This window comes from Janthinobacterium sp. SUN026, from assembly GCF_030397625.1.
Lineage (GTDB): Bacteria > Pseudomonadota > Gammaproteobacteria > Burkholderiales > Burkholderiaceae_D > Janthinobacterium > Janthinobacterium kumbetense.
Genome location: NZ_JAPQNU010000003.1, coordinates 113633 through 135152 on the forward strand (window position 1 = coordinate 113633; position 21520 = coordinate 135152).

22 protein-coding genes are annotated in these 21520 nt (G+C 64.1%); 2 read left to right on the forward strand and 20 right to left on the reverse strand.

From position 1 onward, the window contains the following. Positions 1 to 40 precede the first annotated feature (40 nt). Both OX459_RS15195 and OX459_RS15200 read right to left on the reverse strand, forming a co-directional pair. Entirely contained in the window at positions 41 to 280 is a 240-nt protein-coding gene (locus OX459_RS15195) for a hypothetical protein (RefSeq protein WP_099378551.1), read from the reverse strand. A 24-nt stretch (positions 281 to 304) separates the two neighbouring features. Continuing rightward, entirely contained in the window at positions 305 to 457 is a 153-nt protein-coding gene (locus OX459_RS15200) for a hypothetical protein (RefSeq protein ID WP_168208500.1), read from the reverse strand. Between the two features lie 223 nt (positions 458 to 680). On the opposite strand from OX459_RS15200, the gene OX459_RS15205 reads away from it, so the two are divergent. Then, the gene (locus OX459_RS15205; RefSeq protein ID WP_251349301.1) at positions 681 to 1199 is read left to right on the forward strand and encodes a hypothetical protein; all 519 of its coding nucleotides are present in this window, start codon (positions 681 to 683) and stop codon (positions 1197 to 1199) included. Between the two features lie 9 nt (positions 1200 to 1208). Here OX459_RS15205 and OX459_RS15210 read toward each other — a convergent pair whose 3' ends face one another. The 8 genes from OX459_RS15210 to OX459_RS15245 all read right to left on the reverse strand — a co-directional run bounded on the left by OX459_RS15210 (position 1209) and on the right by OX459_RS15245 (position 10754). Further along, positions 1209 to 2018, reverse strand: a complete 810-nt coding sequence (locus OX459_RS15210) for a hypothetical protein (protein WP_289905672.1) — start codon at positions 2016 to 2018, stop codon at positions 1209 to 1211. A gap of 88 nt (positions 2019 to 2106) precedes the next feature. Continuing rightward, positions 2107 to 2685, reverse strand: a complete 579-nt coding sequence (locus OX459_RS15215) for a nucleotidyltransferase family protein (protein WP_289905674.1) — start codon at positions 2683 to 2685, stop codon at positions 2107 to 2109. Positions 2686 to 2689: 4 nt separating this feature from the next. Continuing rightward, entirely contained in the window at positions 2690 to 3694 is a 1005-nt protein-coding gene (locus OX459_RS15220) for a DUF4424 family protein (protein ID WP_289905675.1), read from the reverse strand. Then, positions 3694 to 6525, reverse strand: a complete 2832-nt coding sequence (locus OX459_RS15225; protein WP_289905676.1) for an ATP-binding protein — start codon at positions 6523 to 6525, stop codon at positions 3694 to 3696. Before OX459_RS15225 ends, OX459_RS15220 begins: the two co-directional genes overlap by 1 nt. An 8-nt stretch (positions 6526 to 6533) precedes the next feature. After that, positions 6534 to 7280 (reverse strand): hypothetical protein, encoded by a 747-nt coding sequence (locus tag OX459_RS15230; protein WP_289905677.1) that lies wholly within the window; start codon positions 7278 to 7280, stop codon positions 6534 to 6536. Continuing rightward, a complete protein-coding gene (locus OX459_RS15235; protein ID WP_092608970.1) occupies positions 7273 to 8643 on the reverse strand; it encodes a hypothetical protein in 1371 nt (456 codons plus the stop codon). The genes OX459_RS15230 and OX459_RS15235 overlap by 8 nt, the downstream gene beginning before the upstream one ends. A 224-nt stretch (positions 8644 to 8867) precedes the next feature. Next, positions 8868 to 9632 (reverse strand): DUF3108 domain-containing protein, encoded by a 765-nt coding sequence (locus OX459_RS15240; protein WP_289905678.1) that lies wholly within the window; start codon positions 9630 to 9632, stop codon positions 8868 to 8870. Continuing rightward, complete coding sequence (locus tag OX459_RS15245; RefSeq protein ID WP_289905679.1) at positions 9633 to 10754, reverse strand: DUF3108 domain-containing protein; 1122 nt, start codon at positions 10752 to 10754, stop codon at positions 9633 to 9635. Positions 10755 to 10903: 149 nt separating this feature from the next. Here OX459_RS15245 and OX459_RS15250 point away from each other — a divergent pair, with 149 nt between their 5' ends. After that, on the forward strand, positions 10904 to 11614 hold the full coding sequence (locus OX459_RS15250; RefSeq protein ID WP_289905681.1) for a PhaM family polyhydroxyalkanoate granule multifunctional regulatory protein: 711 nt from the start codon (positions 10904 to 10906) through the stop codon (positions 11612 to 11614). A 21-nt stretch (positions 11615 to 11635) separates the two neighbouring features. Here OX459_RS15250 and OX459_RS15255 read toward each other — a convergent pair whose 3' ends face one another. The 10 genes from OX459_RS15255 to OX459_RS15300 form a co-directional block, all read right to left on the reverse strand. Further along, positions 11636 to 11932 (reverse strand): hypothetical protein, encoded by a 297-nt coding sequence (locus tag OX459_RS15255; RefSeq protein ID WP_251349309.1) that lies wholly within the window; start codon positions 11930 to 11932, stop codon positions 11636 to 11638. Next, positions 11916 to 13646, reverse strand: a complete 1731-nt coding sequence (locus tag OX459_RS15260; protein ID WP_099665642.1) for a response regulator — start codon at positions 13644 to 13646, stop codon at positions 11916 to 11918. The genes OX459_RS15255 and OX459_RS15260 overlap by 17 nt, the downstream gene beginning before the upstream one ends. Before the next feature lie 11 nt (positions 13647 to 13657). Continuing rightward, positions 13658 to 14377 carry a HAMP domain-containing sensor histidine kinase gene (locus tag OX459_RS15265; protein ID WP_289905682.1) on the reverse strand — a complete coding sequence of 240 codons (720 nt, stop codon included), beginning with the start codon at positions 14375 to 14377 and terminating at the stop codon, positions 13658 to 13660. Between the two features lie 158 nt (positions 14378 to 14535). Beyond that, on the reverse strand, positions 14536 to 16338 hold the full coding sequence (locus OX459_RS15270) for a family 2A encapsulin nanocompartment cargo protein cysteine desulfurase (protein WP_289905683.1): 1803 nt from the start codon (positions 16336 to 16338) through the stop codon (positions 14536 to 14538). Beyond that, positions 16313 to 17242, reverse strand: coding sequence for a family 2A encapsulin nanocompartment shell protein (locus OX459_RS15275; RefSeq protein ID WP_034753448.1), 930 nt, complete (start codon positions 17240 to 17242; stop codon positions 16313 to 16315). The genes OX459_RS15270 and OX459_RS15275 overlap by 26 nt, the downstream gene beginning before the upstream one ends. Before the next feature lie 118 nt (positions 17243 to 17360). After that, positions 17361 to 17585: a helix-turn-helix transcriptional regulator gene (locus OX459_RS15280; RefSeq protein ID WP_034784364.1), complete on the reverse strand. Its 225-nt coding sequence runs from the start codon at positions 17583 to 17585 to the stop codon at positions 17361 to 17363. A gap of 7 nt (positions 17586 to 17592) precedes the next feature. After that, entirely contained in the window at positions 17593 to 18579 is a 987-nt protein-coding gene (gene epsC, locus OX459_RS15285) for a serine O-acetyltransferase EpsC (protein ID WP_289905684.1), read from the reverse strand. Between the two features lie 19 nt (positions 18580 to 18598). Next, entirely contained in the window at positions 18599 to 19096 is a 498-nt protein-coding gene (locus OX459_RS15290; protein WP_251349313.1) for a rhodanese-like domain-containing protein, read from the reverse strand. Between the two features lie 213 nt (positions 19097 to 19309). Next, positions 19310 to 20941 carry an FAD-dependent 5-carboxymethylaminomethyl-2-thiouridine(34) oxidoreductase MnmC gene (gene mnmC / locus OX459_RS15295; protein WP_289905685.1) on the reverse strand — a complete coding sequence of 544 codons (1632 nt, stop codon included), beginning with the start codon at positions 20939 to 20941 and terminating at the stop codon, positions 19310 to 19312. Next, positions 20941 to 21504 (reverse strand): DNA-3-methyladenine glycosylase I, encoded by a 564-nt coding sequence (locus OX459_RS15300; RefSeq protein WP_289905686.1) that lies wholly within the window; start codon positions 21502 to 21504, stop codon positions 20941 to 20943. Before OX459_RS15300 ends, mnmC begins: the two co-directional genes overlap by 1 nt. Positions 21505 to 21520 lie beyond the last annotated feature (16 nt).

Below are 21520 nucleotides of genomic sequence, written 5' to 3' on the forward strand. Positions count from 1 at the left end.
GCCTCGGCGCCCTTTTCTTTGATCTGCCGCAAAGGCAAACTTACTCGGCCACGTCGAGGCCCCGCTCGATCATGCCTTCGACGTACGCGCGCAAATACTGTTCCAGCGCGGGGCCGGACAGCACGTTGGCCGTCAGCGCGCCATGGGGCGAGCCTTTCAGCACGCCGTCGTGATACACGCGCGCAATCCAGGCCACGTCCGTGCCCTGGGTGTAATCGAGTTCATAGTCGAACGATTCTCCGCTGACTTTGCGTGTGTAGACTTCCTTGACAATTGCCATCTAAAACAGCCTTTCTTGACGAGATTAACTGGGATGCGGGTGCGGCACGGGATCGTCCTGCGGCACCGGGTGCACGGGCCCCGGATGGTGCCCGGGCGCTTCTTGCGGCTCCGGCGCCGGCATGGGTTCATCGACGGGCGCCGGGTCGGGCGCGCGGTGGGCATGGATGACGGACATGGCTGGCCTCCCGGCGGACAAAAGAAGACCATACCACGAGATGCCCGCCGCCTGTCCATGTTTGCCTGCCGGCCTGACGTCGGCGGCCGGCGGCACGGCGTGACAAGGCATAGTGCTTGCATGCCATGTAAATGTCAACATGCAACTTTTACCGTTTGACAAGCATCGCCGCCCGTCCCCATCTGGCTTACAATCGCTGTTTTACCCGTACCCGATTGCATACATGGAAACCACCACCCTCGCCCTGCTGTTACTGGTCCCGCTGCTGGTCTGGCGCATCTACTCGCGCCTGAAGAAACTGGTGGCGCGCCAGAAGTCGCAGCTGTGGCGGCACTGGACGGTGGCGATCGCCTTCCCCGCGCTGCTGCTGTTCCTGGCGACGACGACAAAGTTCGACGTCCTGCCCCTGTCCAGCCTGGGCGCGGCCGCGCTGGCCGGCGGCTGGCTGGGCGTGCTGGGCTTGAAGCTGACGCGCTTCGAACAGGTCGGCAAGGACTTTTTCTTTACCCAGCACCGCTACCTGGGCCTGGCCATCACGATGCTGTTCATCGCCCGCCTGCTGTACCGTGGCATGGAAATCTACCTGAACTCGCGCCTCGACGTGCCCGTGCCGCCGCCACCGTTCGGCCAGAGCGCGCTGACGATGGCCGCCTACGGCCTCGTTATCGGCTACTACGCCGTGTATGCGTGGGGCCTGGTGCGCTGGCGCCAGCGCAACCAACCGCTGCAGGCGCCCGAATAAGTCATCCCGTCAGTAGTACTGGCACAGGCCTTCGCAGGTCGTCACCGACAGTGCCTGGCGTATCGTCGCCAGCGCCGGCGCCAGGGCGGGATCGAGGTCCTTGTCCGCATCAGCCAGGCTGGCCAGCAAACGCTCGCGCAACGGCGGCGCCATCAGCGCGACGTTCGGCGCTGCGTACTGCGCGGCCGCGTCCAGCATGCGCTTCTTTTGCGCCACGGTCCAGAACGGCACTTGCACGAACTGCACCACGCCGACATACAGGGTGGTCGAGCCCTTGCTGAAGGCGCGCGCGCGCATGCGCTCCGTACCGCTCACTACCTGCAGCGGCTGGCTACTGAATTCCTGCTCCATCAAGCCAATCAAGTGCGCATGGCAATGCATGCCAAAGGCAAAAAAAGTACTCATTTCATCGCCATAATTGGCCAGGTTCTCCGTTACCTGGTCATTGCGCGCCTGCTGCAATTCGGCGCCGGACAGCGGCAGCGGCCGCTCGCTGCCAAACGTGTAATACGCCTTGCCGATGTTGGTTGCCCGTTCGCACAGGGCCACGCTCGGGTTGATGTCCTGCAACGCCGCGACGGGCGCCCGGAACAGGCCCGGCGCGTCGGTAATCCGGGCAATCAGCGCTGCCACTTCAGGTTCACTCAGGCGCGGCAAGCCGCTTTGCAGCGTGGCCTTGGCCATCAGCGCTTCCAGGCGCGCGCTGGCTTGCTGGAAATCGGTATAGCTGTCGGCCCAGGCGGCGGGCGCCACGAGAGCGGAGGAAAGGCAGAACAGGCGGCCGAGGCGGCGCAACGGCATGGAAATCGACAGGGACATGGGATCAGGAAAACACTATTGGAAAATTGGCAATTATAGGCAATCTGTATCCACAGTGCATTTAATTGTGTTTTACACCATGGTTTACCTAGGCGATGATGGTGACGCGCGGCCAGCGCGCCGCATAATCCTTGCTGGCCAGGCGCTGCGCATAGCCGTCCAGGCTGATGCGCGCCGGGTTGCGCCGCACCACCATATCGAACAGGTCGTCGAGGCCATGCGGCGCGATGATGCCGATCCCGCCGTCAGGCTGCAGCGAGATGCCGACCGAGGTAGCAAACTCGGGCCAGGTAGCGATGGCGTCGTCGAGCGACAGCAGGGGCGGCACGGCGTAGCCGAACGCGTCTTCGAACCACAGGTGCACCCGCGCCTGGTTGCAAACCTCCCACGGCACGCCGGGCAGCACAGTTTCCAGGCGCTGGCGCAGTTCCACCTCACGCCGGGGTTGCAAATTGTGCGCATCGAAATACGCCACGTCGACGTCGCTCAAGGCAGACGCTTGCGCGTAACCATGCAAGGCATCCCACACGAGGTTGCGCACGGCGCCGGCGCCGATGCAGCAGTGGGGCAAGCCCAGCTGCGCCACGGCGTGCAGGGCTTGCATGCACCACGGCGTGGCGCCGGCGATGGCGCGCAGGCGCGCCGCCAGTGCTTCCTGCCTGCTCATGCAGCTAGGGCCGGATCTGCGGCGCCACGCCGTCGTGGCTAACCATGCCTTCGACATTGCCGAAGTACACGTCCAGGTCTTGCTTCGGATGGAAGTTGCGCAGCTTGACTTGCAAGGTGGTGGGGTTGATTTTGGTAAACGTACCGGGGAAGCACAGGCTGACCAGCTCGTCCGACTTGCCCTTGATTAAGTTCAAGGTAAAGTCTTCGATGCCATTCTTCCACGTATTGCCGGTGGTCAAAATGTACGATACCCACACGGCATTGACGAAGCCGCTTTCACCCTGCTGGGCCGCCAGGCGGTTCCACGTCTTGTAGAAGGCCTTGTCGCCGCAGTATTTCTTTTCAAATGTATTGCCATCGCCCAGGTAGGACGCGCCCGGACCGGCCGCAACGAACGGCGCATATTGATGCCGCACGCGCACGACTTTGCCGGCAGGGAATTTCTGCTGCCACAGGTAGATGACTTTCACGGTCCAGGCCGGTACCCATTCCTCGTCGTACAGCTGGGCCAGCAAGCCTTCGCGGATCATGATCTTGCTCTGCGCGGCCGTCAGCGGCGCCACTTTCTTGTCGAACGGCGTGTGCGAGGGGAAATACGCAATTTGCGCATCGGACAAGCCCAGCTGGCGCAAGCGGGCCGTCACATCCTCGGCGTCGAGCTTGGCGACGAAGGTGGTTTTATAGTCCTTGCGCTTGCCATCCACGTCGACGGTAAACTGCTGCGGCTGGCCATAATACGTGGGCGAGCCGTGGTAGCCGGAAGAGTATTCGGGCAGCGGGAAGAAGATCGTCTCCTCCACATCCGTTTTCGACTCATTGAGGAACTCGTATTCGACCTTGATCAATTCCGCACTCACGCTGAGCACTTCCTTTTTCATGGCCACGGCATCCGTCTTGCCGAACAGGATGCCGCCTGCGCTCACGGAGCCGATGCCGTCGTTGGCCATGGCGGGCGCCGAACACGCCAGCGCCAGCGCGGCAGATGCCAGCAAGGTGCGCACCAGCATCACGCCACCTTGCCCGAGACGGGATCGACCCGGCGCTGCAGCACGAAAATCGGTTGCGCCCATTGGGTATCCTTTTTCTTCTTGCTCGTTATCAAAGTCAGTTCCGATGGATCGTAGACATCCGTGTTGTGCGTCAACGGCGTCGTCATCAGGTATTGCGCTTCCGTGTTCTTCAGGAATTCGCCAACCAATTGAATGTTGCGGATATCGAGGTGGGCAAACGGTTCGTCGATGAAGACGAAGCCGCCGGAACCGTCTTCCGATTTCAGCAAGCCGATCAGGAGCACCAGCGATTTCATCACTTGCTGGCCGCCCGACGCTTCGCCATCGTTCATGCCGATGACGCCCTTGCCGTCGAACTTGAAGCGCACGTGCAAGCCCGCCTGCGACAGCTGCACGTCGTCGTTTTCCAGGCGCACGGGGTCGGCATGCACTTCGATGCCGGCCAGTTCGCCCAGCTCCTTGATGTTCTTGCTGTAAGTCTTGATGGTGTAGCGCAAGCGTTCCATGTAGGCGCCGCGGGCATTGCCCGTCGCTTCGATGGCGCGGTTGTTCTGGTAGCGGCGCTCGTCCGTTTCCGACTGGCGGCCATGCAACTGGTCCGACAGGCGGTGGTGCTGGTCGATGACGGTGGCGTCCAGTTCCCAGTCGTCGCGCGCCAGGCTGTTTTGCAGGCTGGCCACGCGCAAGTCGACCTGGTGCGCATTCTGATGCTCGGCCACGAGGGCCGCGCGGCGTGCGGGACGGCGCCAGCTTTTCGGCAAGTGGCGCCACGCATGGCGCAGGGCCAACAAGGCGCGCGCATGCTCGGCGCGCTGTTCGATCTGCTTCTTGTAGCCGAGGCGCGAGCCCGCTTCCGCCTCGGACAGGGCCAGGCGCGCGTTTTGCCACACGGTATCGGCACGCGTGCGCGCCACGGTGGCGTTCTTCGTCAGGTTTTGCAGCTCGCCCAGGCGGCCACCCACTTCCAGGCGCTCTTCCTTGAGCGGCTTGGAATTGCGCAGCGCTTCGGCGAACTCTTCCTGGCGGGCACTGAGTTCCTTGGCCGCGTCGACGCCGGCGATGCGCGCTTTCAAGGCGCCCACTTCGGCCGCCAGCTTCGAAATCGCCAGGGTCAGGGTGTCTTCCTGTCCTTCCAGGCCCGGCAGGGAGCGCAGCAGCGCTTCCAGGCGGCCGCTGCGGCCAGCCTGGCCGAAGCGGTAGCGCGACGCTTCCACGAACAGCGAGCGCCCGCCGCGGCGTTCGCGGTGATACGCCTCGGGCGTGATCCATTCCTCATGGTTGCCCAGTTTAAAACCTGCTTCGACGGAATCGACGCGGGAAATGCGCGACAGTTGCTCGATCAGCCAGCTGGGCACGGGCGCGGAAAATTTCACCACGGCCAGCAAGCTCTCGTCTTTCGCGACAGGCGCCGTGACCAGGTCGGGCACGATGAAGTGGCGATAGCGCTCCTTCTCGGCCAGACGATAGGCGGCCGCCGCATCCTTGGCCTTGTCCAGCAGCACCACCGAAGCGTAACCGCCCAGCACGCCTTCGACGGCGCCCTGCCAGCGGCTGTCCGTCACTTCGACGATATCGGACAGCATCGCGTGACTGATCCCGGCATCGCGCAGCGCGCGGCGCATGCCGCGCACGTTGTCCGGCTCCGGCATGGCCGTCTTGCCTTGCAGCGCGGCAATAGTTGCCTGTTCGCCCGCGATGCGCGCCGCCAAGGCGTCGCGCTGCTGGCGCTGCTGCAGCAATTGCGCTTCCTTCTGTTCCAGCTGGGCCGCCACTTCGGCGATGTCGCTGCCCGAGTCCGCCGCCAGCTTGTGCAAACGGTCTTTCTGCTCCAGCAGGCTGTCCAGCGGTTTGAGCTTGCTATTGATCAAGGACAAACGACTCTGCAAGCCGATCGATTCCTGTTCCAGCAAGGTTTCGTTCATTTGCGCGTCGAACAGGGCCTTCGCCTGCGATGCCAGCGCGTTGCGTTTATCGGTCAGCTGCTGGTCCGCCTGCGCCATCGGTTTGCGCGCATCGCGCAATTGCCGGCTGGCCGCGGCCGCTTTTTCGCGCGCCTCGTGGTACTGCAGGCTGGGCAGCACTTCTTCCAGCAGGTTGCGGCGCTCCTTATGCAGCCCCTCCCACTGGTGATAGTTGGCCACGCGCAGGCGCAAGCCTTCCAGGTTGGTCTTCGACGCTTCCAGTTCCGTCTCGAAACGCTTCAGTTCCACTTCCGTGTCGCGCTGGTGGCGCTTGGCTTCGTCGTAGGCGTCCAGCACCTCCTTGTCGCCAAACACCTGGAACACGAGGTCGAGCAGCTGGCGCGGCGCGTATTCGCACAATTTGTCCGTCTCGCCCTGCTCCAGCGCCAGCACTTTCGACATGGCGGGCGACAGGCCCGCATTGGCCAGGCGCTTGCGGTAGTTTTCCACGCCGAGCCAGTCGTTGGCGTCCGTGATGTCCTCAATCTGCACATTGCCCGGACGCATCAGATACTGGCGCTTCCAGTCGCCGCCATTCTTCTGGATCTGGCAAAACAGGGTCACTTCATCGTCGCTGAAGAAGCCGGAACTGCGGAACGGCCGGTTCGACAGCTGCTTGCCCACGTTCTTGTTGTCGACCACGGCGCGCAGCCAGGCCGTCTGCTGGCCCGAGTGGCGCGCATAGTGTTTATACGTGCGTCCCATCGAGCAATCGAGGCCGAACAGGGTGCGCAAGGCGTCGAGCAAGGTGGTCTTGCCCGAGCCGTTCTGCCCCGCGATGGTGATGATCTTCGCGTCGAGCGGAATATTCTTGATGCGCTGCCAGTAATCCCAGTGCACCAGTTCAAGTGATTTGATATGAAACATGGGCGCTTTCAGTGAGGGAGGTCGGACACGGACTCATCGCCGTCGTCGGGCAGGTCGCCGATGTCGGCGGACAAGTCATCCGCCAGGTCGGCGTCGGGCAACGTATCGCCGCTGACGGCCACCAGGCGCGCCGGCGCCCGCTTGAACACGTCAGCCAGGGCGCCATTGATGATGCGCTCTTTCAAGACGTCCGTGTCCATCATCAGGTCCAGCAGCGGACCTTCCAGGATGAAGTCGCCGCGCCGCTCGATAAAGCCCAGCTTGGCCAGGGTGCCCAGATTCATGTCCATGCGCGTCTTCTTGCCCAGCTTGTCGCCGAAGTCCGACAGCAGCGCCTTGTAGGAAATGCCGATCGACGCGTCTTCCGCGCGCGGCAGCGGCTTTTCCGTGCCAAACATGTCGTTCTGGTCGTCGTCCGCGTGCTGGTGCGTTTCCTGGCGTTCACGCTTGGGCAGGATGATCTGCGCCCACAGCACCACCAGCAAGGCCACGCCATCGCGCGCCAGGCCAAAGTTGTTGTTTTGCCACACGTCGCGCGCGCCGAAAATCTTCGGTTCGATGGTGCGCGTCAGTGCCAGGGTGACATGGTCGGCGTACACGTTGTCGAGCAGTTTCAAGCCGCAGGCCAGCAGGCGCGCATCGATCTCGGCGCGGAACAGCTCGTCGGACAGCACGCGCTTGACGAGCTTGTCGTCGCGGCGCAGGGTTTGATGCGTGAGCAGGCGCGCAATCAGGATTTGGGAATCGTCATTCATCGGCAGTGCCGCTATCTAAATCAAGTGAAACATTCAGTGAAAGCGAGGCGATCGACATGGCCGCCACGTGGGGGTCGGTCAGTTGGACCATCTCGTCGGTCGGTGTAAAGGTAATCGGCAAACGGGCCAGTTCGGCCGTGGATCCCTGCAAGCTCGCTTCGGAGACGTCGCCCAGCAGCGGTAGCATGGAGGCGCGGTACGAGGCCACGGCAAAGCTGGCCGGCAACAGGGAATCCTGCACGGGCACCGATTTCGGCCCTTCTTCGCCGATGCTGGGGAAATTGCCCAGGCTGGCGAAGTTCGACAGGCGTTCGAGCAAGTCATCGAGTTCGAGTTGCATGGCGGGACCGTCGCTGATGGTGGTGGGCGCGTCCTCTCCGCTGGGCAGGCCCGTGTTGATGACACCCGCCGCCCGTTCGGACAGCAGTTCCGTTTCAGCCACGTCGATCATCTCGGCCGGCGTTGAGAACAGGGGCACGACAGGCTGGTCGATGGCGCCCTCGGCCAGGCTGGCCAGGTCGTCATGCAGCAAGAGCCAGCGCTTGATGTCCGTGGTCGACAGGCCCGACTGGCCCAGGTGGACCCGCTGGCGCTCGATCTGGTTCAGGGCGCGCGAAAACATGCCTTGCATGTTCAGCAATTTACTTTGCGCGCGGCCGATCGCCTGCGCCGCCTTGTGCGTGGCGCTGTCCGCGTTTTCATCGGACGTGATCGCCACGAGGATCTCGGAACCCTTCTCGACCCAGTCGCAAGCCATGTTCCACTTCGCTTGCGCCGTGCGCAGGCGGAATTCGGAACCGGAGGCAATCGCGTCGGAAAATTCTTCCGTCAAGTCCACCAGGCGGCCCAGCAAATGCTGAAGTTGCTCGACCGACACGCCACCGACGGCTTGCGCGCCCGCCACCTGCGACAGCAGGAAACCCATTTCCGCTTCATCTTCCGTCTGCCCCAGGCCCAGCAAGCTGTCGATGGCGGACAGCACATTGCGCGCCATCGGGGTCACGCGGTACACGCCCTGCTGCGCATCCCAGGCCAGCAACTGGTTCGAGCGCAGGCGCAGCAAGACCGTTTCCAGGCTTTCCGGCAACAGATATGCGAGTTTCGTATTGATATCGGCGCGCGTATAGGCGGACGTGGCCGCATCGGACGCGAGCTCGCGCAACACCAGCAGACGCACCAGCACGCCATCGAAACCGCCGTGGAACAGGGCCGTAAACACTTGCAGCAAGGGCTGCGCCCGCTTCAAGTGAAAAACTTGCTCAATTTCATCGGCCGAAATATTGGGCTGGAAATGCGCCTGCAAGGAATCGTGATGCTCTTGCTCTGTCTGATTTGCATCCGTAGCCACGGCTGCACTTGCCATTATATCAATCATTCTTTTCCGGATGAGTGTTCAGCGGGCGGCGCTGCGGGCTAACGCGGCGCTGCGGGGCGGGGGCGTCAGTATATCAGTTCTGACATGCAATTTAGCGCATGGGAGGGGGCGGTGCGGACATGGCGCAACACGGCCGGTGCGCCGTGCCGGGCCAGGAGGATGAAATGGGGGGCCAAACACGGCATGCCTGGTCCCAAGCCATTAGTGAACACTTACTTCCTGACGATCTTTTGCAAGGTTTGCTCGACGTAATCGCCGTCTTCATCGGCGAACGTCACCTTCACGGGATACCATTCCAGCGACGGCGCCAGCCACAGGTCCACTTGCTGGCCCTTCTTGTCCGGCGGCGGTGCCTTGACCAGGTGCACGGCTTCCAGCAAACCCTGGCCGGTGGCGACCGTTTCCTGCTTGACGACCTTGAAGGTCCACGGTTCGGCGTCATGGCGGCCGGCAACGAAGAAGCTCCATTCCGAGCCGGGCGTGAATTTCTCCGGGGTGGCGCGCGCCACGCTGACCAGTTGCCAGACGGTGCTGTTGCGGTCCTGCTCGCCGCCTTTCAGCGGATACGTTTCATCGCCTTCGCTGAAGACGATGCTCTTGCTGTCGCGCTTGAAGGTGGTCGTGGCCGCTTCCTTGCGGAAACGTTTTTCCACGAACTGCGCCGGCGCCAGGCCGTAATCGTCGACCGTGCCTTCGCTGCGCTGTTCCAGGATCTTGCCGAACAGGGCGGCCTTGGTTTCGGCCAGCAGCGAGTACTTGCCGTCGCCGGCGCGCCAGTTGCTGACCGATTCGCCGGACAGCGCAATGCCGCGCTGTTTCGCCTTGATCGAATAGACGAGGTCGGCCGACGGCGCCAGCTTGTACGGGCGCTTGATGACGGGATGGTCCACGGGCTCGTCCGCCGCCATGGCGGGCGTCAGGGTGGCCGCCAGCAGGCTGGCAGCCAGGACGCGTTTCAAGGTAGTCAAAGTAGTCATTTATTTTCCTGTTGATTCATTTACGGAGATCTTGGTCACGGTTTGCGTGGTCAGCGCCCCGTTCGCTTCGGTATTGCGTATTTGTACCGGATACCATTGCATGGACGGCGCCAGCCAGACATCGAGCTGCGACGAATACGTGCCCGGCTTCGGCGGCCGGCGCAGGTGCCACGTCACCAGGCGGCCCATTTTCGTGTCCAGTTCTTCCTCGCCCACCAGGTGGAAGCGGAACACGGTCGCTTCCTTTTCCTCGCCGACGAGAATGTCGATATTGCCCACCAGCTGGTTGACGTCGGCGCGGCCGATGGCGGCCAGCTGGAACGGCACGGTGGCCTTGTCCTGCGCCCCTTCCTGCCATGGCGCCGTGGCCGTCGTGGCCGAAAACGTGATGGCCTTGGCGTCGCGGTTGAAATGCGTGGCCGTTTGCGCGCGGCCCTTGCGTTTCTCCGTGGCCGTGACGGGCACGATGCCGCTGCCATCGATCTGGCCCTCGCTCGTCAGCACCAGCAGGTTGATGCGCGTGATCAGCATGCTCAAGCCCACTTCCAGTTTCAGCTGATACGTGTCGCCCCGGTTGTCCCACGCCATCGCGGCCACGCCCTGCCACTTGGTGCCGTCCGCATCGCGCCTGTCCACATGCAGGTCGAACTGGGCCGAAGCGGGCGCGTTCGTCTTGTAGTGGCGTGCCTGTTCGACGGGCGGTGGCGGCGGTTCGCTGGCCGGCGCGGGCGCGGCGGCCACGGCGGGCGCCGGCGCCGTGATGGCCGGGGCCGCCACAGCGGCCGGCTCGCTCGTGGCCGGGCCTTCCGGCACGTCGCTGACGGGCGCCGTCAACTGAGGCGTTTCGCTCGACGCCAGCTCCGTCGGCGGCGGGGGCGGCGGCGGCGGCCTGGGCTTGGGCACGGGCCGCAGTTCGGGCGGCGGGGGCGGCACCACCGGCAGGGGCTTGGGCGGCTCGGCGATCAAGGCCATGCTGACCACCTGCGCATGATTCTGTCCCAGCGGCACCATGCTGGCGCGCGAGGTGAGCCATTCCAACGCCACGTAATGCAGTACGCCGATGACCGCGACAAAGATGACGGTGCGGCGGCGCGGTGGCGAAAAGAAGGAGTCAGGCATCATAGGCCGTAGTGTAACGCTTCCGCCCCGCTTCCCGCTTCTTGCCCGTGCTCAACTCTTAATGTTTTATGTAAGAAAATGTTGGCGGCATTGCGTCAGTTGCAAGCCGATATCTGCTACGCTAAGGCTATCCACCTACCAGGAGATTTCGCATGGCAAACCCGCAAATGCCCCAAATGCCGGGCGCAGCAGTTGTGACCGATACGCTCGACTTCGTCAAAAACCTGTGGGGCAGCATGAGCGTGCCCGGCATGGGCATGCCTGGCATCACGGCGCCCACCATGTCGGTGGAAGAGCTGGACAAGAAAATCAATGACTTGAAGGCCGTCGAAGCATGGCTGAACCTCAACACCAGCATGCTGCGCGGCAGTATCCAGGCGCTGGAAGTGCAGCGCGGCACCATCGCCACCTTGAAATCGATGGGCGCGTCCCTGGCGGCAGCCATCACCCAGCCCGGCGCCAGCGAGAAATCCGTGTTTGAATCGGTGCCCTACGCTTCCGCGTTTTTCCAGCAAGCCGCACCTGCGGCGCCTGAACCAAAACCGGCGCCTGCGCCCGCGCCCGCACCCGCTGCGGCGGCGCCCGCCGATGCCGGCAGCCAGGCCGGAGCCCAGCTGGCCAATCCAAGTGCCTGGTGGAATTTGTTACAAGATCAGTTCACGCAGGCCGTCTCGACAGCGATGTCGCCCGACGCCGCCAGCGCGGCAGCGGCCAGCTTTGGCGGCGTGAGCAAAGCCAAGCCAGCGGCCAGCAAGCCGGCCAAACCTGCCGAAGCAGGCACGGCAGCCAAGGCCAAGGCCCCGCTGCGCAAGGCGCCCGCGAAACGCGCAGCACCCAAGGCCAAAGCACCAGGCAAGGCCTGATGTTTCAAGCCGGCAATATGATCAGGCGATACGATGAATGCGGATCGCCTCGATCATGTTGTCGGCCTGGCGTTTTACGTCACCGATCGTGATCAGGCCTTCGTCGGCCAGCGCCTTGGCGTGCTCGTACGAAGACTGGAATGTTTCCAGCGTGTCTCCCTTGGCGGCGACCGGGCGTACCCAGGCAACGGCGCCGACCTTCATTTTTTTGTATACTTCATTGACCACATCACGCATAGTTTCTTCCTTATTGTTGTAAAGCAACTCAAGCACGGGCGAACCCACGCTGGCCCCTAGTTTATCATCCGGCACGCTCACGCACGGCTTTTCCCCCTTTTTCCGCTGCCGGCGGCGCATTTTCCGGCGCCGCGACGGCGTCTTCCGGCCCGGGCGGCGGCGTCAGCTGCACCAGTTGCTCCATCAATTGCGCGAAGCGCTGCTGCCCTGGTGCAATTTTGTCTACATACAACAACACTTCCATGGCTTCGGCCGCCAAATCGGCCTGAAACCCGCGCTGCTGCAGGAAGGAAACGATGATTTGCGCGGAATTGAACAGGATGCGCAAGTTGTTCGGCAGTTTTTCGCGCGCCGCGCGCATCCAGGCGACCGCTTCGTTGAGCTTGTCCGTCTTCCACAGCAGCACGCCCTTGTTCATCAAGTCCGACGCTTCCTTGCGCGAGGCGATGATCAGGCTCGTGCCTTCGTCGCCCATCTTCGCCTTGTCGAATATCTTTTGCACCTCGTCCTGCACCACTTGATTGTCGTGGTTGTTTTTCACCACGTAGCACAGCAGGCCGGCCGGCGCATCCTTGACGCCGACGGCGAACAGCAGGGTGGCCAGCTCCATGCAGATGGCCTTTTCGGGCCGCGCCGGGTCTTCCAGCAGCATGGCTTCGAGCTCGTCGCCGCACTTGCGCGCGCGCCGGTAATCGCCCGTTTCGTGGTGCACCATGCCTTCCGTGATCTTCGCGCGCAAGCCGATCTGTTCGGGCGAGAATTCGCGCTGCGCCAGCAGCAGCCACTGCAGCGCCTCTTTCGCATCCTTCTTCAGGCCGCACACGCGCGCAAGACCCAGGTAGGCGTCCGGCGTCTTCATGACGGAAAACTCGCCGATGGAAATACACTTGCGGAAAGCCTTTTCCGCCATGCTGACATTGCCCACTTTCAGGGCCGCCAGTCCCAGGTTGCGCTGGCGCGGCACGGAATTGGGCGACAGGCGCGCCGCCTTTTCCAGCACGCCGCACGCTTCCTCGTGCTGGCCCATCAGCTGGTAGGCGACGGCCATCTGGTCGTAGGCGTCGATGTAATACTTGTTTTCGACGATTACGCCCTGGAAGATCTGCCGCGCCGCCTCGTGTTCGCCGTTATTCATGCGGATCTTGCCCAGGCCCGCCTTGGCCCAGCTGTAATCGCGCTCGGCCAGCACTTTTTCGTACACGGCGCGGGCCTTTTCCGGCTCGCCGCTTTTCAGCAGCAAACTGGCCTTCATGCGCAGCAATTCCAGCTCGTGCAGCTTGTTGACCTCGATCTGCGCGTCGCACAGTTTGGCGGCGCGCAGATAATCCTTTTCCATGCAAGCCTGGTCGATTTCGCGGAACACCTGCTTCTTGTGCCACACGCGGTTCAGCCGCGTCAGCAGCACGCCTTCCGTGATCGGCTTGATCAGGTAGGCGTCGGGCTGGTGCTCGGCCGCGCCCATCACGGATTCCACGCTTTTTTCGGCCGACACCATCAGCCACACGCTCGATGGCGCCGTCAGGTTGCGCACGCGCGTCTCTTCCAGCACTTGCTGGCCATTCTTGCCTTCGCCCAGGTTGTAATCGCACAGCACCACGTCGTAGCGCGTCTTGGCCAGCAGCTTCATGGCTTCGCCGCCGCTGGCCGCCTGGTCGATATGGCGCGCGCCCAGGTTGCGCAGCGATTCGCGCAACAGGATGCGGATGCCGATGAAATCGTCGACCAGCAGATAATGTTTGTCGGCCCAATCGGTGCTGCCCGCTTCGGCGGCGGTGGCGTGGCTGTCTGTCGTCATGGATTCCTCGTTCAGGGCAGGCGCAGGATGAAACAGCCGCCGCCCAGCGCGCCGCCATTTTCCAGGGCGATGCTGCCGCTGCTGCCCCGGTGCTTGTGCATCTTTGCCACTTCGCTGGAAAAATACAGGCCCAGTCCCGTGCTGTTGGTGGAAAAATTCACGCCGGCGGCCATGCCATCCATGGCCGCGCTGCCCGCGTCCAGCAAAGCCTGGGTATAGCCGTCGCCATTGTCTTCCACGCGCAGCTCCAGCATGTCGTCGTGCTCCCGCACGGACAGGCGGATCGTGTCTTTCGTGTAGCGGATGGCGTTGTTGATGGCATGCGCGAGCACGCCGATGACCAGGTCTTCATCGAGGGTCCAGATCAGCTCGGGCGGACAGGCCGTCTCCAGCTGGATGCCTTTCGAGGCCAGCAGGATCTTTTCCTGGTCCACCACCTGGTCGATGACCTGGCTGACCAGTTGCGGCTGCACGTCGAAGGGGTAGCCGGGCTTGCCCACTTCCTTGTACAGGGCCAGCAGCTGGATCAGGTTATCGTTGAGGCGCTTGGTCTGGTACAGCATCTGCGCCATCTGCAGGTAGGCGGGGTCGGCCTGGGGCGCGGGCTTGGCCTGCTCGGCCGCCAGCAGCGACTCCAAGGTGCCGCTGACAACGCTGATCGAGTTTTTCATGTCGTGCACGGTCGACGCCAGGAACAGGAAAAGCTCGGGCGAGCTGTGTTGATCTTCCACCGGATATCTCCTTGGGGGCCGCGGCTTGAATATTGCCAAGGATAAATTATACCGCCAGCCTGCGGGCGCCTGCCAGCCAGGCGCAAAGTCCGTGACATGACGCAACAATGCCGCCCCCGCTGGCGCAGGGGCGGCATCGGCTTGACAAGGCGGCAAGATCAGCGGCGCGCGCCCGCCAGGCGTCTGACCACGACGATCATGCGGTCGATTTCCTCATACGTATTGTAGAAGGCGAACGAGGGGCGCACGGTCGCTTCCACGCCGAAGCGGCGCAGAATCGGCTGGGCGCAGTGGTGGCCCGAGCGCACGGCGATACCCTCGTCATTGAGGGCGCGCCCCACTTCCGCCGGCTCGTAACCGGCCAGCACGAACGAGGCCACGCTGGCCTTGTCCAGCGCCGTGCCGATCAAACGCACGCCGGGAATGGCTTGCAAGTGGTGCGTCGCGTATTCCAGCAGCGCGTGCTCGTAGGCGGCGATGTTTTCCAGGCCGATGCGCTGCACGTAGTCGATGGCCGCGCCCAGGCCCACGGCATCGGCGATATTGCCCGTGCCCGCCTCGAAACGGTTCGGCACGCCCTGGTAGACGGTGCGCTCGAACGTGACGTCGGCGATCATGTTGCCGCCGCCCTGCCACGGCGGCAATTGCTCCAGCAAATCCGCCTTGCCATACACGGCGCCGATGCCCGTCGGACCGAACACTTTATGCCCCGAAAACACATAGAAATCGGCGCCCAGCGCCTGCACGTCCACGCGCAGGTGCGACACGGCTTGCGCGCCGTCGACCAGCACACGCACGCCGGCCGCATGCGCGAGCGCAATGATCTGCGCCACGGGCGTCACCGTCCCCAGCGCATTCGACACCTGCGTCACGGACACCAGCTTGGTGCGCCCGTTGAGCAGCTTGCGGAATTCATCGAGGATGATCTGTCCGCTGTCGTCGACGGGAATCACGCGCAATGTCGCGCCCTTCTCGGCCGCCAGCTGCTGCCACGGCACGATGTTGGCGTGGTGTTCGAGCTGCGAGACGATGATCTCGTCGCCGCTGCCGATGTACTTGCGCCCGAAGGTATTGGCAATCAAATTGATACCTTCCGTGGCGCCCCGCACGAAGATGATTTCATTGGCCGAGGCGGCGCCCAGAAAATTCGCCACCTTGGCGCGTGCCGCTTCATACGCATCGCTGGCGCGCGCCGCCAGCGCGTGCGCCGCGCGGTGGATGTTCGAATTTTCGTGCGCATAGAAATACGACACGCGGTCGATCACCGACTGCGGCTTGTGCGTGGTGGCCGCATTGTCGAACCAGGCCAGCGGCTTGCCATTGACCCGCTCGGCCAGCACGGGAAAATCGCGCCGCACGGCGTGTACATCGAACGGCGCCGGCGTCTGGTGCTCGCCAGGCGTCGTCGCCGAGGGCAGCTCGGTCTGGAAATAGAACGCGGGCTGGCCACCGGCTGGCGAGACGGGCAGCTGGCGCGCGGGCGCCTGCTGCGGCGTGGCAAACAGACCCCGCACATCATCGGGCGCTGTCTGCCCTTGCCCCTGCCGCGCCAGGCCATCAAGGCCATTGCCCGACGCGGGATAACCATGCGCGCCACCGATAAAATAATACGGCGACGGCGCAGCCGGCGCATTGATCGCCGACAAGCGCGGCGTCGGTACGGACGCGGGGGCCGGCGCAATGGGCGCTTCCAGGGGCGCCGTCACGGGCGGCACCTGCGCCGTCGCCACGCCAGGGACGATGGCGGCAAACGAAGGGCCGGGCTGCGGCGGCGGACGATTCGCATAGCGGGGCGCCGCATCGAGCACGCTGCCGGAACCGCCGAGGCTGGGAGACTTGTCCAAACCCGGCAGGCGGGCAAAAAACTCGCCCGCCAGACGGTTCAAGGTCGCTTCGTCGGGTAAAAACGGGACGGCAGGCAAGCCCGCCGCACCATCACTTGTAGGTGTCTGGGTAGTCATGGTATTTACCGATCTCCACGTCTTCCAGTACGGCCAGCGCATCGTCGGTCAGCACGGCCAGCGAGCAATACAGCGAAATCAGGTAGGACGAAATCGCGTGGCGGTTGATGCCCATGAAACGCACGGACAGACCCGGGCTTTGCTCGCCCGCCAGGCCAGGCTGGAACAGGCCGATCACGCCCTGGCGCTGTTCGCCCGCGCGCAGCAGGATGATCTTCGTCTTGCCGTCTTCGATAGGCAGCTTGTCGGACGGCACCAGCGGCACGCCGCGCCACGTGAGGAACTGGGAACCGAACAGGCTGACGGTCGGTGGCGGCACGCCGCGGCGCGTGCATTCGCGGCCGAAGGCGGCAATGGCCAGCGGGTGCGCGAGGAAGAAGCCCGGCTCCTTCCACACTTTCGTCAGCAGTTCGTCGAGGTCGTCCGGCGTGGGCGCGCCCGTCAGGGTAAAGATGCGCTGGTCGTCGTGCACGCTGGCCAGCAGGCCGTAGTCGGGATTGTTAATCAATTCGCTTTCCTGGCGCTCCTTGATCGTTTCGATGGTCAGGCGCAGCTGCTCCTTGATCTGGTCGTGCGGGCTGCTGTACAGGTCCGACACGCGCGTGTGCACGTCGAGCACCGTGCTGACGGCATTGAGGAAGTATTCGCGCGGCTGGTCGTCGTAGTCGACGAAGGTTTGCGGCAGTTCCGACTCGTCGCGCTGCGAGCAGGCCACGCGCACGTCCTTCGGATTCTTCACGCGGTTCAGGCGGTAGATACCCGCTTCCACGGGCAGCCATTGCAGCAGGTGCACGAGCCAGCGCGGCGTGATCGTGGACAGCTGGGGGACGCTCTTGCTTGCATTGGCCAGCTGGCGCGCGGCGTTATCGCCCAGCGCGAACTGGCTCTCTGTTGCTTCTGCCATGACTACTCCTGATGAGAAAAGTGAATATGCTTATCTGAAAAACAAATAAAGTATCAAGCGTCTCCCCTGATCTCTCAACATGCTATCGCCATCAACGCGACGTTTTAATGCACCCGCCTTAATCCACCAATTCCGGCTCGCAGCGGGCCATCAGTCCCGCCAGGCCGATGCCCAGCGCGCCGGCCAGTTTTTCCACCGTCAGCAGCGACGGCGTGGCGGCACCCCGTTCGATCTCGCCGATGAACGAGCGGTTCAAGTCGGCCGCTTCGGCCAGGCGCTCCTGCGACCAGCCATGCCCTTCGCGCAACTGGCGCACGGCCAGTCCAAACTGTTTGATCAACATGCTGTCCTCATGGGTGGTGGGCAAAAGCGGGGTGGGATGGCGCCGGCAACTCCGGCGCCTCCTGCTGGTTATGCGCTTGCGTGACATGGCTGCCGGGCGCCACGCTGCGGGTCAGCCAGACATTGCCGCCGATGACGGAGCCCTGGCCGATGGTCACCCGTCCCAGGATCGTCGCGCCCGCGTAGATGACCACATCGTCCTGCACGATGGGATGGCGCGCCAGTCCCTTTTTCAGCACGCCGTCGGCACCGGCGGGAAAGCGCTTGGCGCCCAGGGTGACGGCTTGATAAATGCGCACCCGTTCGCCGATGATGGCCGTCTCGCCGATCACCACGCCCGTGCCATGGTCGATGAAAAAACTGCTGCCGATGATGGCGCCCGGGTGGATGTCGATGCCCGTCTGCGAATGGGCCACTTCGGCGATGATGCGCGCCACCAGCGGCGCGCCCAGCGCATACAGGTTGTGCGCCAGGCGGTAGTGGATGATGGCCAGGATGCCCGGATAGCACAGCAGTACTTCATCGACGCTGTGCGCGGCCGGGTCGCCATGGAAGGCGGCCGCCACGTCCGTGTCGAGCTGGGCGCGGATGCGCGGCAGCGCGCGGGCGAAGCGCTGCACGATGGCCAGCGCCTGCTGTTCGATGGAGACCGTCTGCTGCAAGCCATGCTGGCGCGCGTGGTAACTGAGCTCGCGCCGCACCTGTTCGTGCAGCCCCGTCAAGGTCGTGTCGAGCGTATGGCCGACAAAGAAATCCTCGCTCTCCTGCTGCAGGTCGAGGGGACCCAGGCGCATGGGGAACAGGGCTGCGCACAGGGCTTTGATGATGTCGTGCAAATGCTGGCGCGACGGAAATTCGCGTGCGCCGCACTCCTGGTTGCTGGCCAATCCTTCGCGCCACTGCTCGCGCACGGCGCGCAATTCATCGACGATCTGGCGCAATTCCCATTGCGGCTGCGCGGCTAGGGAGGCGGGGGGGATGGCTCGCTGGTTCATGGTGATCCTGAAGGGAGATTTAATCTTGCAGCCAGGGCAGCGCATGCCAGCGCCAGCCACCGCTGTGGCCACGCTGCTGCTGCTCGTCGAGGTCGCCCTCGAAGCCTTGCGCGATATTGAAGACGTGCGTGAAACCGGCCTTGGCCGCCGCTTCGGCAGCTGCGGCCGAGCGCTTGCCGCTGCGGCACAGCAGCACCACGACGGCGTCCTTGCCGCCCACTTTCGCTTCCAGTTCGCGCGTAAAGCGGGGATTGCGGTTCATGGACGTGCCGGTCGCCCACGCCACGTGCAGCGAGGCGGGCACGTAGCCGACGAAGGTGCGTTCTTCATTCGTGCGCACGTCGACCAGCACGGCTTTGCCGGCCTGCACCAGCTGCCATGCATCCTGCGCACTGACGATGCCCGCATACGGCAAGCCTTGCGCCTGCGCCTGGGTACGCGCGAGATTGAGTACTTCGTCAAACGCCGCCTCGCCGTGCGCGGCGCGGGGATCGAAAATCAGTTCTGCAGCAGCCATCTTTCCACCTCTTTATTCCGTCGTCAAAAACCAGCACGAGTCCACTGTAGCGAACTTATGTTGTTCGGAAAACAAATTAAAAAGAGTTTGGAAAGCTGAAAAACGTATATGGAGAAATCGAAGGGGGAGTGTCTGGAAATGCCCAGGGCCAGGCGGAGTGCCGAAGACAGTACGAACGTACGGCGAGGCAGGACAACAACGCCATGGGCTTTTTCAGGCGTTCCGGCGGCGCTCGCGCAGCAGGAAGCGCGCAGGGTCCAAAGCGGCGGCCAATTGACTCTCCAGCGGCAGCGGCTCGCCCTCCAGCTGGCAAGCCAGCAGCTCGGCCGCCAGCGGCGCCCAGATCAGGCCGCGCGAGGCATAAGCGAGCAAGCCGAACAGGCCGGGCCAGCGGGGCACGTCGCGCAGGCGCTCGCAGCGGCCCGGCACGCCGGGGTCGGGCAAGGCGCCCGCCAACGGCAAACGGTCCGGCGCCACGCAGCGAAAGCCCGTGCGCCCGGCCAGCGGCGCCTCGAACGGGGCTACGCCAAGGATGTCGGCGATCTTCGCGATATTTTCTTCCTGGCTCGATGGGCGCAACGTGGTGTCCCCATCCGCATCGTAGCTGGCGCCCACGCACACGACACCTTCGTGCGCCGGCGTCATGTAGGCTTCGCGGCAGACGACGAACGGCAACGAAGGCAAGCTGCCTTCGGCCAGGTGCGTGACCTGCCCCCGCACGGCGTCCAGCGGCAGGCCGGCCGCCTGCTCGACATCCACGGCCCCCGTGCCCGCCGCCAGGATGACGGTGGGCGCGGCCGCGATCAGTGTGCCTTGCGCATCGCGCACCAGCCATTCCTGATCGCCGCGTTCCAGGCGCAGGGCGCTGCTGGAAAAGCGCCGCGTGAGCAAGGCGCCGCAGGCGTCCAGCATGGCGGCGCAGACGGAGGACGGGCGCGCCCAGCCGCCCTGTTCGAACCACCAGGCACCATCGGGCGCCGGCGCGCCCAGCATGGCCGCCGCCTCGGGCGCTTCCAGCCAGCGGGCGAATTCGCGCGGATACAGGCCGCTGGCGGCGATCTGCCGCTGCACCTGCGCATGCGCGTCATCGCGCGCCAGCTGCAGCACGCCGCATTGCGCGCCATCAAAGGCGCTGCCGATACCGCCCAGGTCTTGCCAATAGCGCAGCGAGTACAGGTAGGCGGCGCGCACCAGGCGCGTGGCGATATTGTCGTCCTTCGACAGCTGCGGCATGAAGATGCCGGCCAGGTTGCCCGACGCCTCGCTGGCCGGCTGCGCGTGGCGTTCGATCAAGGTCACCTTCCAGCCGCGCGCGGCCAGGCGTTCGCAGGCGGCCGCACCGGCCACGCCCGCGCCGATGACGATGGCGCGCCGCTCGGGCGCCACGGCAGCCACGTGCTCTGCGCGCCGCGCATAAAACATGGCGCGCAAACGGCTCTCGTCGAAGACAAAACCGTTCTTTTGCAGCGCCATGCGCTGCGCCTCGTCCAGGTGCACGGCCTGCAGGCGGGCGCCATCGACCATCAGGCGCGCCAGCACGGGCGTGGCTGCCGGCACCCAGGCCAGGTGCACTTCGTCGACACGCGCCGACAATTGCGCCAGGCAGACATCGGGTTCGCCGATCAGCACATCGAGCGTGACGAGGCCATCGTGCGACACCATGCGGTGCAGGCCCGGCACGCAGGGCGGCCACTGCGCGCGCCACTGCTCGGGCAAGTGGTTGGCGTCGACGGGACGCGGCGCCAGCGCGATGTAATGCAGGCGGCGGCCGCCATGCGCCGCGCAAACGGCACGCAAGCGGGCGCCGTCAAAATCCGTGTCGAGCAGCACCAGCGCGCGGCGCATCAATGCCCCGCGCGGCAAAAGCAGGCGGGCGCATGGTCGTCGACCACGCCGATGCCCTGCATGTAGGCGTAGATGATGGTCGAGCCGACGAACTTGAAGCCCCGCTTGAGCAAATCTTTCGACAGTTTGTCGGACAAGGCCGTCCTGGCGGGACGCTCGCCGGTCTGCCAGCTGTTGACGATGGGCTGGCCATCGACATACGCCCACAGGAAGCTGTCCAGGGTCTGCCCTTCCGCGCGCAGGCGCAGGTAGGCTTGCGCATTCGTGATGGCGGCCGCCACCTTCAGGCGGTTGCGCACGATGCCCGGGTCGAGCAGCAGCTGCGCCACCTTGTCCGGGCCATACGCGGCGATCTTTTCCGCATCCCAGTTATCGAAGGCGGCGCGGTAGGTGTCTCGCTTGTTGAGGATGGTTTCCCAGCTCAGGCCAGCCTGCGCGCCTTCCAGGTTCAGCATCTCGAACAGCCGGCGCTCGTCATGGCAGGGCACGCCCCACTCCGTATCGTGGTAGTCGAGATAACGGGGATTGGCCGGATTGGCCCAGGAGCAGCGGGTAATATTCATGGTCGTGTTCTTCATG

What these genes read in the sequence shown, in the direction of transcription:
- OX459_RS15260 (WP_099665642.1), bottom strand. Translation starts at nt 13,646, where the DNA reads ATGACGACAGACAGCCACGCCACCGCCGCCGAAGCGGGCAGCACCGAT.
- OX459_RS15275 (WP_034753448.1), bottom strand. Translation starts at nt 17,242, where the DNA reads ATGGCAGAAGCAACAGAGAGCCAGTTCGCGCTGGGCGATAACGCCGCG.
- OX459_RS15250 (WP_289905681.1), top strand. Translation starts at nt 10,904, where the DNA reads ATGGCAAACCCGCAAATGCCCCAAATGCCGGGCGCAGCAGTTGTGACC.
- OX459_RS15210 (WP_289905672.1), bottom strand. Translation starts at nt 2,018, where the DNA reads ATGTCCCTGTCGATTTCCATGCCGTTGCGCCGCCTCGGCCGCCTGTTC.
- OX459_RS15300 (WP_289905686.1), bottom strand. Translation starts at nt 21,504, where the DNA reads ATGAATATTACCCGCTGCTCCTGGGCCAATCCGGCCAATCCCCGTTAT.
- OX459_RS15220 (WP_289905675.1), bottom strand. Translation starts at nt 3,694, where the DNA reads ATGCTGGTGCGCACCTTGCTGGCATCTGCCGCGCTGGCGCTGGCGTGT.
- OX459_RS15240 (WP_289905678.1), bottom strand. Translation starts at nt 9,632, where the DNA reads ATGACTACTTTGACTACCTTGAAACGCGTCCTGGCTGCCAGCCTGCTG.
- OX459_RS15195 (WP_099378551.1), bottom strand. Translation starts at nt 280, where the DNA reads ATGGCAATTGTCAAGGAAGTCTACACACGCAAAGTCAGCGGAGAATCG.
- OX459_RS15205 (WP_251349301.1), top strand. Translation starts at nt 681, where the DNA reads ATGGAAACCACCACCCTCGCCCTGCTGTTACTGGTCCCGCTGCTGGTC.
- OX459_RS15245 (WP_289905679.1), bottom strand. Translation starts at nt 10,754, where the DNA reads ATGATGCCTGACTCCTTCTTTTCGCCACCGCGCCGCCGCACCGTCATC.
- OX459_RS15215 (WP_289905674.1), bottom strand. Translation starts at nt 2,685, where the DNA reads ATGAGCAGGCAGGAAGCACTGGCGGCGCGCCTGCGCGCCATCGCCGGC.
- OX459_RS15200 (WP_168208500.1), bottom strand. Translation starts at nt 457, where the DNA reads ATGTCCGTCATCCATGCCCACCGCGCGCCCGACCCGGCGCCCGTCGAT.
- epsC (WP_289905684.1), bottom strand. Translation starts at nt 18,579, where the DNA reads ATGAACCAGCGAGCCATCCCCCCCGCCTCCCTAGCCGCGCAGCCGCAA.
- mnmC (WP_289905685.1), bottom strand. Translation starts at nt 20,941, where the DNA reads ATGCGCCGCGCGCTGGTGCTGCTCGACACGGATTTTGACGGCGCCCGC.
- OX459_RS15230 (WP_289905677.1), bottom strand. Translation starts at nt 7,280, where the DNA reads ATGAATGACGATTCCCAAATCCTGATTGCGCGCCTGCTCACGCATCAA.
- OX459_RS15270 (WP_289905683.1), bottom strand. Translation starts at nt 16,338, where the DNA reads ATGACTACCCAGACACCTACAAGTGATGGTGCGGCGGGCTTGCCTGCC.
- OX459_RS15225 (WP_289905676.1), bottom strand. Translation starts at nt 6,525, where the DNA reads ATGTTTCATATCAAATCACTTGAACTGGTGCACTGGGATTACTGGCAG.
- OX459_RS15280 (WP_034784364.1), bottom strand. Translation starts at nt 17,585, where the DNA reads ATGTTGATCAAACAGTTTGGACTGGCCGTGCGCCAGTTGCGCGAAGGG.
- OX459_RS15235 (WP_092608970.1), bottom strand. Translation starts at nt 8,643, where the DNA reads ATGGCAAGTGCAGCCGTGGCTACGGATGCAAATCAGACAGAGCAAGAG.
- OX459_RS15290 (WP_251349313.1), bottom strand. Translation starts at nt 19,096, where the DNA reads ATGGCTGCTGCAGAACTGATTTTCGATCCCCGCGCCGCGCACGGCGAG.